At 64.2% G+C, this 9,897-nt stretch carries 11 protein-coding genes; 7 read left to right on the top strand and 4 right to left on the bottom strand.

Going from position 1 to position 9,897, the window contains the following annotated elements:
* Window positions 1-169 precede the first annotated feature (169 nt).
* From WCJ41_RS18025 to WCJ41_RS18015, 3 genes are all read right to left on the bottom strand, one after another.
* Window positions 170-466, bottom strand: coding sequence for a 4a-hydroxytetrahydrobiopterin dehydratase (locus WCJ41_RS18025; RefSeq protein WP_336907224.1), 297 nt, complete (start codon window positions 464-466; stop codon window positions 170-172).
* Complete coding sequence (gene thpR / locus WCJ41_RS18020) at window positions 463-1,005, bottom strand: RNA 2',3'-cyclic phosphodiesterase (protein WP_336907223.1); 543 nt, start codon at window positions 1,003-1,005, stop codon at window positions 463-465. The genes WCJ41_RS18025 and thpR overlap by 4 nt, the downstream gene beginning before the upstream one ends.
* A gap of 77 nt (window positions 1,006-1,082) precedes the next feature.
* Window positions 1,083-1,709, bottom strand: a complete 627-nt coding sequence (locus tag WCJ41_RS18015; protein WP_336907222.1) for an arylesterase — start codon at window positions 1,707-1,709, stop codon at window positions 1,083-1,085.
* A gap of 82 nt (window positions 1,710-1,791) precedes the next feature.
* Between WCJ41_RS18015 and WCJ41_RS18010 the strand changes: the two genes are divergently transcribed.
* The 7 genes from WCJ41_RS18010 to WCJ41_RS17980 all read left to right on the top strand — a co-directional run bounded on the left by WCJ41_RS18010 (window position 1,792) and on the right by WCJ41_RS17980 (window position 9,234).
* The gene (locus tag WCJ41_RS18010; RefSeq protein WP_336907225.1) at window positions 1,792-2,475 is read left to right on the top strand and encodes an ABC transporter ATP-binding protein; all 684 of its coding nucleotides are present in this window, start codon (window positions 1,792-1,794) and stop codon (window positions 2,473-2,475) included.
* Complete coding sequence (locus WCJ41_RS18005) at window positions 2,472-4,991, top strand: FtsX-like permease family protein (RefSeq protein ID WP_336907221.1); 2,520 nt, start codon at window positions 2,472-2,474, stop codon at window positions 4,989-4,991. Before WCJ41_RS18010 ends, WCJ41_RS18005 begins: the two co-directional genes overlap by 4 nt.
* Window positions 4,992-5,024: 33 nt before the next feature.
* Window positions 5,025-5,618, top strand: a complete 594-nt coding sequence (locus tag WCJ41_RS18000; protein WP_336907220.1) for a cob(I)yrinic acid a,c-diamide adenosyltransferase — start codon at window positions 5,025-5,027, stop codon at window positions 5,616-5,618.
* 5 nt (window positions 5,619-5,623) lie between these two features.
* The gene (locus WCJ41_RS17995; RefSeq protein ID WP_336907219.1) at window positions 5,624-6,340 is read left to right on the top strand and encodes a rhomboid family intramembrane serine protease; all 717 of its coding nucleotides are present in this window, start codon (window positions 5,624-5,626) and stop codon (window positions 6,338-6,340) included.
* Window positions 6,341-6,441: 101 nt separating this feature from the next.
* Window positions 6,442-7,188: an electron transfer flavoprotein subunit beta/FixA family protein gene (locus WCJ41_RS17990; RefSeq protein WP_336907218.1), complete on the top strand. Its 747-nt coding sequence runs from the start codon at window positions 6,442-6,444 to the stop codon at window positions 7,186-7,188.
* On the top strand, window positions 7,188-8,129 hold the full coding sequence (locus WCJ41_RS17985; protein WP_336907217.1) for an FAD-binding protein: 942 nt from the start codon (window positions 7,188-7,190) through the stop codon (window positions 8,127-8,129). Before WCJ41_RS17990 ends, WCJ41_RS17985 begins: the two co-directional genes overlap by 1 nt.
* Before the next feature lie 229 nt (window positions 8,130-8,358).
* Window positions 8,359-9,234 (top strand): 3-hydroxybutyryl-CoA dehydrogenase, encoded by an 876-nt coding sequence (locus tag WCJ41_RS17980; protein ID WP_336907216.1) that lies wholly within the window; start codon window positions 8,359-8,361, stop codon window positions 9,232-9,234.
* 273 nt (window positions 9,235-9,507) lie between these two features.
* On the opposite strand, the gene WCJ41_RS17975 is transcribed toward WCJ41_RS17980, so the two are convergent.
* A partial coding sequence (locus tag WCJ41_RS17975; protein WP_336907215.1) for a TlpA disulfide reductase family protein occupies window positions 9,508-9,897 on the bottom strand: 390 nt, incomplete at its 5' end.

The following is a 9,897-nucleotide window of genomic DNA, read 5'->3' as shown; positions in this document are numbered from 1 at the left end:
CATATAGGAGCGGAGCCCCTGGTCGATCTCAGCCCGGGACTGATTCCTGACCTGGGTTTGAAAGCGAGTGTCGGCCATAGTGTTCGTTCCTCCAGAAAACCTTGTTCGAATATGGGTTCGTACCACTTCTGCGGCAAGTTACAGGAAATTTAGAAAAGCGCCAAGGCGATCACGAATTCGCGAGCGCTTCCATCTTCTGGGCCAGCGCCACGTCCTTTTCGGTGACGCCGCCCGCCGTGTGGCTGGTGAGCGTCACGTCGACCCGGCCATAGACATTGGTCCATTCCGGGTGGTGGTCGGTCTTTTCGGCGAACAGCGCCACCCGGCTCATGAAGCCCCAGGCCTGGCTGAAGGATTTGAACTGGTAGGTCTTGGTGATGGCGTCGCGGCCCTTTGCCTCCGTCCATCCGTGCAACTCATGGAGCGCCTTGGCGCGTTCGACACCGACCAGTGGCTTGTCCGTCATAAACCTGCCTGCAAACGATAAGATTCCTCGACCGCATAGGGACCACCCCCACGCGACGGGCGCGACGAAAACAGGACAAAGCGCCCAACCTCGAAGACCCGACTCTTGTAGAGGTTATGGGACGCGACGAAGTGGTGCAAGGCCCGAAGGTTCGGCTCCTTGAGCCGCGCCAAAGTCACGTGCGGCGCGAACTTGCGCTGCTCCGCCGGCAGACCAAGCGTCTGGCAGATGCGCTCGTGGATCGACTGCAGGCGGCGGAGTTCGGGGCTTTCCTCCACCGCGGCGAACAGCGAATGGGGCTTGTTGCCGCCGAACACGTCGCAACCAGAAAGCCTGAGCTTGAAGGGCCGCGCCTCCACGCCTTCGAGTTCGTAGCTGATCTCGCGCGCCAGCCCCTCGTCGATGTCGCCGATGAAGCGGAGCGTGATGTGATAGGATTCGCGGTCGATCCAGCGCGCCCCGCTAATTCCGCCTCGCATCAGGTCGAGATCGAAGGCCACATCGTCCGGGATTTCGACGCCGGTGAAGAGTCGTGGCATGCGGGGCCTCCTTTGGCGTCAAGGATGGGCGAATCGCGATGGCCCAACGGTATCGCGAAATTCGTGAAACCAAAGCCCTAATTTCCGGCAGCCTTGCCCAGAAGCTGCTCAACGCTGGGCAGCATGCGGGCAACAATCACGTCCACCCCCGCCGCATTGGGGTGAATGCCATCGTCCTGGTTCAGCTTCGGGTCCGCTGCCACGCCGTCGAGGAAGAAGGGGTAGACCAGCACGGTCGGGTGCTTCGCCGCCAGGCGCTGGTACATGCCTTCGAACTGGGTCTGGTAATCCGCCCCCATGTTGGGCGGCGCCTTCATGCCGGCAAGGAGCGTTGGCAGTTTCTTCTGTTCCAGCGCGGTCAAGAGCTGGTTCAGCGCCTGTTCGGCCTGGGCCACGGGAAGGCCTCTGAGCGCGTCATTGGCGCCCAGCTCGACAATGACGGCGTTGACGGGTTCCGCCAGCGCCCAGTCCAGCCGGGCGGCACCATCCGCGGCGGTGTCGCCGGAAACCCCGGCATTGATCACCTTCACGTCATGGCCCTTGGCCTTGAGGGCTGCCTCCAGCCTGGCCGGGAAGCCCTCCGCCAGGACGAGCCCCTGCCCGGCCGTCAGGCTGTCGCCCAGCGCCAGGATGGTGACGGGGGCAGCGGCGGCCCCGACTGTCGTGAGGATCAGAAGGGTGAGGGCGGCGAAGATTTTCAGCATGAGCGTCACTTAAGCGCCACGGTTGTCCGGTTCAAGCATCCGCTCCTCGACTTAGACCGTAACGGAAGCCATGTTCGACGCCATGACCACATCTGCCGTCTCCCTGAGACAAGTCCACCTGACGCTGCCCAGCCGGGCTGGCAACGTCGACATCCTGCGGGGTGTGGACCTCGCGGTGCGGCCGGGCGAGGCGCTCGGCATCGTCGGGCCCTCGGGCTCCGGCAAGACCACGCTGCTCATGGTGATCGCCGGGCTCGAGAAGGCCTCGAAGGGCGAAGTGACCGTGGCGGGCCAGTCCCTCGCCGGCTTAAGCGAGGACGAACTCGCCGCCTTCCGGCGTGACAATGTGGGCATCGTGTTCCAGTCCTTCCACCTCATTCCCACCATGACGGCGCTCGAAAACGTGGCCGTGCCGCTGGAATTCCGCGGTGCGAAGGACGCGATGGAGATCGCCGCCGACCGGCTGAAGCGGGTGGGCCTCGGCCACCGCCTCGACCATTACCCCAGCCAGCTCTCCGGCGGCGAGCAGCAGCGCGTGGCCATTGCCCGCGCACTGGCATCCGGTGCGAAGATCATCATCGCCGACGAACCCACCGGCAACCTCGACCATGTGACCGGCGAACAAATCATCAAGCTGCTCTTCGACGTGAAGGAGCAGAGCGGCACCTCGCTCATCCTCGTCACGCATGATCGCGCGCTGGCCGAGCGCTGCGACCGCATGGCGGAGGTGCTCGATGGCAAGATCGTGTCCGGAGCCATGCCTTGAACCTGGCACTCTGGCTGCGTTTCGCGTGGCGTGACCTGCGCTCAGGGCTGCAGGGCTTCTGGATCTTCCTCACCTGCCTGGCACTCGGCACCGGCACCATCGCCATCATCGGGGCGCTTTCCGCCGCGATCGAGCGCGGCATCGACGAGCAGGGCCAGCCGCTCTTGGGCGGCGACCTCGAATTCTCGCTGATCCACCAGCAGGCAACGGAACCGCAGCTGGCCTTCATCGCGTCCAAGGGCGCGGTGAGCAAGGTCGCCACCGTGCGCGGCATGGCGCTCACTGCAGACAACACAGCACTCGTCGAGGTGAAGGCCGTCGACGGCAACTATCCGCTCTACGGCAGCATGGACCTCGAAGGCGGCATGCCGCTGGCCGTGGCCATCGCCACGAAGGACGGTGTTGCCGGTGCCGCTGCCGACCCGCTGCTGCTGGGCCGCCTTGGCCTGAAACTCGGTGACACGGTGAAGCTCGGCAACGCCAAAGCGCAGATCCGCGCGCTGATCAAGTCCGAGCCGGACCGGCTGTCCGACACGCTGGTGCTCGGCCCCCGCCTGATGATCACGCCCGAGACACTCGCTGCCACCGGCCTTGTGCAGCCGGGAAGCCTCGTCACCTATCGCTACCGCGTGAAACTCGCCGATGCGTCGCTGCCCGCCGCGAAGGCGGTGGAGAAGGAAGCCGATGCCACGTTCAAGGACGCAGGCTGGCGCATCCGCAACCGCAACAACGCCGCAGCGGGTGCAGATGGCTTCGTCGAACGGCTCGGCTACTTCATGACGCTCGTCGGCCTCGCCTCGCTCATCGTGGGCGGTGCCGGCATCGCCAATGCGGTGCAGGCCTTCGTGACACGCAAGATGGGGTCGATCGCCACGCTGAAGTGCCTCGGTGCCTCATCGCGTGACGTGATGGGCATCTATCTCACCGAAATCATGATCGTGGCGGGGATCGCCATCGCACTTGGGCTTGCCGCGGGTGCCATCGCGCCGCCAATCATCACCGCGCTGTTCGGCCAGATCATCCCCGTGCCGCTGTCGCAGCACTTCAATGCCTGGCCACTGGTGTTTGCCGGTGTGCTCGGGCTGCTCACCACGCTGGCCTTCGCGCTATGGCCGCTGGCCCATGCGCGGCAGGTGGCGGCTTCCGCACTTTTCCGCTCGCGCATCGTGCCGGTGCGCGGCTGGCCGGGGCTCGGCGCCTTCCTCGTCATCCTGACGGCACTCGGCTTGATGGCGGCACTCACCTTCTATGCCTTCGACAACGTGAAGGTGACGGCCTATTTCCTTGGCGGACTTGTGGCGAGCTTCGTGGTGCTGCTGGGGCTGGCGAAGCTCATCATTTACGGTGCGGAGCGCCTGCCGCGCAGCCGCTCCGCCATCTGGCGCTATGCCATTGGCAACATCTATCGCCCCGGCTCCGCTGCGGCCTCGGTGATCCTTGCGCTGGGCCTCGGCCTCACGCTGTTTGTGACGCTGGCGCTCACCGACCGCAGCGTCTCCGGCGAATTGCTTTCGGCGATCCCGCAGCGCGCACCGGCCTTCTTCTTCATCGACGTGCCGAATGCGCATCTGCAGGCGTTCAAGGACGCACTCACCACGCAGGACGGCGTGACGCATATTAACACCACGCCGATGCTGCGCGGCCGGGTGACGGCGGTGAAGGGGGTTCCTGCCGAGAAGGTGAAGGCATCGCCTGACTCCAACTGGGCGCTGAAGGGCGACCGCGGCATCACCTATGCCGAGACGCTGCCCGAGGGCTCGCGCCTCGTCGAGGGTGACTGGTGGCCCGCCGACTACGCAGGCCCGCCGCTCGTCTCGATGGTGGACGAGATCGCCCATGGCATCGGCGTCAAGATCGGCGACGAGATCACAGTGAACGTGCTGGGCCGCGACATCACCGCCAAGGTCGCCAACCTGCGCAACGTGAACTGGAAGAGCCTCGGCATCAACTTCGTCATGGTGTTCACGCCCAGCACGCTGAAGGCCGCACCCCACAACCATCTCGTCACCGTCGAGATGAAGGGTGGCGACGAGGCCAAGCTCCTCAACGCCATGGCACGCGCCTTCCCCTCCGTCACCGCGGTGCGGGTGAAGGACGCCATCGACATGGTGAGCGGGCTTCTGGAGAAGATGCTGATGGCGATCCGCGGCGCCAACATCCTCACGCTCTTGACCGGCATGCTGGTGCTCGCGGGCGCACTGGCGGCGGGCCTGTCCGAGCGGCTCTACGAGGCCGTTGTGCTGAAGACCTATGGCGCCACGAAGCGTCAGCTGATCGGTGCCTTCGTCATCGAATATGCGGGGCTCGGCCTTGCCGCAGCGCTGTTCGGCCTCGCCGTGGGTTCGGCGGCCTCGTGGTTCCTGTCGCATTTCATCCTCGAGATCCCGTGGAGCTTCTCAGGCCCCACGGCGGTGCTGACCGCCCTCCTCGCCATGGTGGTGACGGTGGCAGGCGGCCTTACCGTGACCTGGCGTGCACTTTCGGCCAAGCCGGGGCCGTTGTTGAGAAACGAGTAGAAATCACCTCCAACTCACGTTAGGCAGGCTCCCATGGTCGTTCTCAATCGCATCTACACCCGCACCGGCGATGCCGGACAAACCGCATTGGGCTCCGGCGAGCGCGTGTCGAAAGCGCATCTGCGCATCCAGGCCTATGGCACGGTGGATGAAACCAATTCCACGCTGGGCGTGGTGCGGCTCCACACCAGCAGCCCCGAAATGCAGAAGCTCGACCAGATGCTGGCGCGCATCCAGAACGAGCTGTTCGACTTGGGGGCCGATCTCTGCGTGCCCGACACCGGCAAGGACTTAGGATACGAGCCCTTGCGCATTCTCCCGAAGCAGTATGAGCGGATCGAACAGGAAATCGACGAACTCAACGGCCAGCTTTCGCCCCTTCGCTCCTTCGTGCTGCCGGGCGGCCACCCCGCCGCGGCACACCTCCACATCACCCGCACCGTCTGCCGCCGCGCCGAGCGCCTCATCGTCGAGCTTGCCTCGCATGAGGGCGAGCATGTGAGCGAAGGTGCCATTGCCTATGTGAACCGCCTCTCCGACTTCTTCTTCGTCGCCAGCCGCTGGGCCAACGCGACCTCGGGTGCGGGCGACGTGCTGTGGGTGCCGGGCAAGACCCGGAGCACCTAAAGGCCATGTTCGTTCCCCTTCACGATTCAACCCCGCTGAAGGTCATCCGCTTCCAGGCCGTCACCATCATCATCATCGCGCTCAACGTGATGATGTATCTCACCACCGGCGCCTTCAACTCCGAAGCCGTGCTCGACCAGATCGCGTCCGGCTATGGCGTGGTCCCGGCCGAGCTCACCCACAGCGCCGCATCCGTGCTGAACTATGATCCCATCGCCGAGCCCTTCACCCTCATCAGCTACATGTTCCTCCATGCCGGCTGGTGGCACCTCATCTCCAACATGCTGTTCCTCTGGGTCTTCGCCGACAACATCGAGGATGCCTATGGCCATGCCGCCTTCGCCTTCCTCTATCTGATGTCCGGTGTGGTGGCGGCCCTGCTCTACGTGATGCTGGCGCCCGGCTCGCGCATCCCGCTGGTGGGGGCGTCGGGCGCAGTGTCAGGCATCCTTGGGGCCTATGTGGTGCTGTTTCCGAAGGCCCGCGTTTGGATTCTGCTGTTTATGCGCATTCCGCTGCGCATTGGCGCCCTCTGGGTGCTGGGCGGCTGGTTCCTGCTGCAGATCTTCTCCTGGTGGATGGACCGGGCCGACCCGGAGGCCGAGGTCGCCTGGGTCGCCCACATCGGCGGATTTGTCGCGGGTGCGGGGCTGACCTATGCCCTGCGGCGGCGATTGTGGTTGCGGCTGGAGCCCGAAGGCGGCGATTTGCCCAAAGGATAGGTCGCATTCGGCCATCAAGCGGCGTTGCTGGAATTGACTTGAGGTTTTCCCCTCACTAGGGTCCGCCCACTTTTTCAAAGACCGCCAAATCGAGGAACAGAATGAAAGTCCTGGTCGCTGTGAAGCGGGTCGTTGACTACAACGTCAAGATCCGTGTGAAGGCCGACGGTTCGGGTGTCGAACTGGCCAACGTCAAGATGTCGATGAACCCCTTCGACGAAATCGGCGTCGAAGAGGCCGTTCGCCTCAAGGAAGCCGGCAAGGCGACGGAAGTCATCGCCATTTCGGTGGGCCCTGCCCAGGCGCAGGAAACGCTCCGCACCGCACTCGCCATGGGTGCCGACCGGGCGATCCTCGTCAAGACCGACGACCTGATCGAACCCCTGGCGGTCGCCAAGATTCTCAAGGGCGTGGTCGAGGCTGAAGGTCCCGAGATCGTGATCCTCGGCAAGCAGGCGATCGATGACGACTGCAACCAGACGGGCCAGATGCTGGCAGCCCTGCTGGGCTGGCCGCAGGCCACCTTCACCTCGAAGCTCGAGCCCGGTGCGGGCGAGGCGCAGATCACCCGCGAGATCGACGGCGGGTTGCAGATGCTGACCGTCAAGCTGCCGGCGGTGGTGACGACCGACCTCCGCCTCAACCAGCCGCGCTATGCCTCGCTTCCCAACATCATGAAGGCGAAGAAGAAGCCGCTGGATGAGAAGACGCCCGCCGATTACGGCGTCAGCACCGCGCCGCGCCTCAAGGTCGTCAAGACCGAGGAGCCGCCAAAGCGCCTGGCCGGCATCAAGGTGGGCTCGCCCGCCGAACTCGTCGCAAAACTCAAGGAAGCGGGAGCAATCTGATGGCTGTCCTCCTCATCGCCGAACACGACAATGCGTCGATCAAGGACGCAACCCACAAGGCATTGACCGCCGCGGCCCAGATGGGCGGCGACGTGCATGTGCTGGTCGCCGGCAGCAATGCCGGTGCCGCTGCAGCAGCGGCCGCGAAGCTCGATGGCGTCAAGAAGGTACTGCACGTCGAGTCGGCCTCGCTCGAGCGCCCGCTCGCCGAGCCGATGGCCGCACTCATCGTATCGCTGGCGCCGGGCTACGATCACATCGTTTCGCCCGCCACCGGCAACGGCAAGAACTTCATGCCGCGCGTTGCAGCACTCCTCGACGTGATGCAGGTCTCCGACATTTCGGAAGTGAAGTCGGCCGATACCTTCGTGCGCCTGATCTATGCCGGCAACGCGGTGCAGACCGTGCAGTCGATGGACCCCAAGAAGGTCATCACCGTGCGCACCGCCTCCTTCCCGGCAACGGGCGAGGGCGGTTCGGCGGAAGTGGTGAAGGTCGATGCCGTCGCCGATCCGGGCCTCTCTTCCTACAAGGGCGAGAACCTGTCGAAGTCGGACCGTCCCGAACTCACCTCCGCCAAGATCGTCGTCTCCGGCGGCCGCGGCATGCAGAACGGCGACAACTTCAAGCTGCTCGACCAGGTGGCCTCCAAGCTCAACGCCGCCGTGGGCGCCTCGCGCGCCGCGGTTGACGCGGGCTATGTGCCGAACGACTACCAGGTCGGCCAGACCGGCAAGGTGGTCGCCCCCGACCTCTACATCGCGGTCGGCATCTCGGGCGCCATCCAGCATCTCGCTGGCATGAAGGACTCGAAGATCATCGTCGCCATCAACAAGGATGAAGAGGCGCCGATCTTCCAGGTGGCGGACTATGGCCTCGTGGCCGACCTGTTCACCGCCGTCCCCGAACTCGACGCGGAACTCGCCAAGCTCGGCAAGTGAGCGGTTCACATCATTGGAATTGAGGGGCGGCTTCGGCCGCCCTTTTTCTTTGCACGGACGAAAAGCCATCACTCAGAGACTGATGCGAAGCCCTCATAACGCCGATCATCCATGCAATAGACACATTCCCCAATCTAAAGTGCTATTGCTGCGACTGCGAAACGCTCTTGCCCTGCAAATAGGCGCGATATAGGCTCCGGCAGCATTTGAATTCAGGCACATTGTTACCATGCAGATCAAAAAAGTAGGCGTCATCGGCGCCGGTCAGATGGGCAACGGCATCGCGCATGTCTGCGCCCTCGCCGGCTATGACGTCGGTCTCTACGACGTCAGCAAGGATCGGATCGAGGCAGGCCTTGCCACGATCAACGGCAACCTTGCCCGCCGGGTACGCTCCGGCAAGCTCTCGGAAGCCGACCGTGATTCAGCCCTCTCGCGCATCAAGGGCGTCCCCTCATATGAGGGTTTTGGCGACTATGACCTCATCATCGAAAGCGCGGTGGAGGACGAGCAGGTCAAGCGCAAGATCTACCAGGCGCTCTGCCCGCACCTGAAGCCCGAGTGCCTCGTCGGCTCCAACACCTCCTCGATTTCGATCACGCGCCTTGCCGCCGCGACGGACCGCCCCGAGAAGTTCATGGGCATCCACTTCATGAACCCGGTGCCGGTGATGGAGCTGGTCGAACTCATCCGCGGCATCGCCACCGACGAAGCCACCTTCTCGGTCGCCAAGGAATTCGCGTCCTCGCTCAAGAAGACCATCGCCGTCTCCGAGGACTTCCCCGCCTTCATCGTCAACCGCATCCTGCTGCCGATGATCAACGAGGCGATCTATACGCTGTATGAAGGTGTTGGCGGCGTGGAAGCGATCGACACCGCCATGAAACTCGGCGCGCGGCACCCCATGGGCCCGCTCGAACTCGCCGACTTCATCGGCCTCGATACCTGCCTCTCGGTGATGCAGGTGCTGCATGACGGGCTGGCGGATTCGAAGTACCGCCCCTGCCCGCTTCTCGTGAAATATGTCGAAGCCGGCTGGCTCGGCCGCAAGACCAACCGCGGCTTCTACGACTACCGCGGCGAGACCCCGATCCCGACGCGCTGACGGAACGGCCCGTACCTCACGCTTTCCACACTGTTTCATCTCCCCCGGGCTTGACCCGGGGGTCTTTTTTGCGCCGCACGAAAGAGGGTGCACGGATCAAGTCCGCGCAAGATGATGAGGGAGGGAGGCGCATCAACGCTGTATCCCCGCCTTCACGGGGATGATTGCCTCTTTCTGAAGTTCGTAACGATTGCTTTTCGGCCAGATGGAGTAGTCCGCTACCCCCCTACATGAGCACCAGAATGCCCGTCCTGGCCCCGCCCAGGCGTTTGGCTACTTCTGCGCCAGCGCAGCCTTCACCAGTGCCACCGCCTCCGGGCTCGCCCAGTCGGCGGGTCCCAGGATGCGGCCAAGCTCGCGGCCCTGGCGGTCGATCAGGATGGTGGCGGGAAGGCCGGCCGACTGCACGTCATTGACGATCTTCGTCGAGGGCTCGACGTAAAGCTTCAGATTGTCGACGCCCGTCTCCTTCAGGAAGGCGGCGGAGGCTTCCGCCCCCTTGCGGTCGACGCTGACGGCCACAACCTCGAACTGGTCGGAGCCCAGCTCCTTCTCGAGCTTGGCCAAGTCCGGCATTTCCTTGCGGCACGGTGCGCACCAGGTGGCCCAGAGATTGAGCAGCACCACGCGGCCCTTCCAGTCGCTCAGCTTCAGCGGCTTGCC

Origin of the sequence: Aestuariivirga sp., from assembly GCF_037139295.1 — a bacterium.
Taxonomy (GTDB): domain Bacteria; phylum Pseudomonadota; class Alphaproteobacteria; order Rhizobiales; family Aestuariivirgaceae; genus Aestuariivirga.
Note: the sequence above shows the minus strand (reverse complement) of the source record. Positions and strands in the feature narration are given on the sequence as shown.

Coding starts and splice junctions, on each gene's coding strand:
- WCJ41_RS18010 (WP_336907225.1), top strand. CDS start 1,792: ATGACCACATCTGCCGTCTCCCTGAGACAAGTCCACCTGACGCTGCCC.
- WCJ41_RS17985 (WP_336907217.1), top strand. CDS start 7,188: ATGGCTGTCCTCCTCATCGCCGAACACGACAATGCGTCGATCAAGGAC.
- WCJ41_RS18015 (WP_336907222.1), bottom strand. CDS start 1,709: ATGCTGAAAATCTTCGCCGCCCTCACCCTTCTGATCCTCACGACAGTC.
- WCJ41_RS17995 (WP_336907219.1), top strand. CDS start 5,624: ATGTTCGTTCCCCTTCACGATTCAACCCCGCTGAAGGTCATCCGCTTC.
- WCJ41_RS18025 (WP_336907224.1), bottom strand. CDS start 466: ATGACGGACAAGCCACTGGTCGGTGTCGAACGCGCCAAGGCGCTCCAT.
- WCJ41_RS17980 (WP_336907216.1), top strand. CDS start 8,359: ATGCAGATCAAAAAAGTAGGCGTCATCGGCGCCGGTCAGATGGGCAAC.
- WCJ41_RS18000 (WP_336907220.1), top strand. CDS start 5,025: ATGGTCGTTCTCAATCGCATCTACACCCGCACCGGCGATGCCGGACAA.
- thpR (WP_336907223.1), bottom strand. CDS start 1,005: ATGCCACGACTCTTCACCGGCGTCGAAATCCCGGACGATGTGGCCTTC.
- WCJ41_RS17990 (WP_336907218.1), top strand. CDS start 6,442: ATGAAAGTCCTGGTCGCTGTGAAGCGGGTCGTTGACTACAACGTCAAG.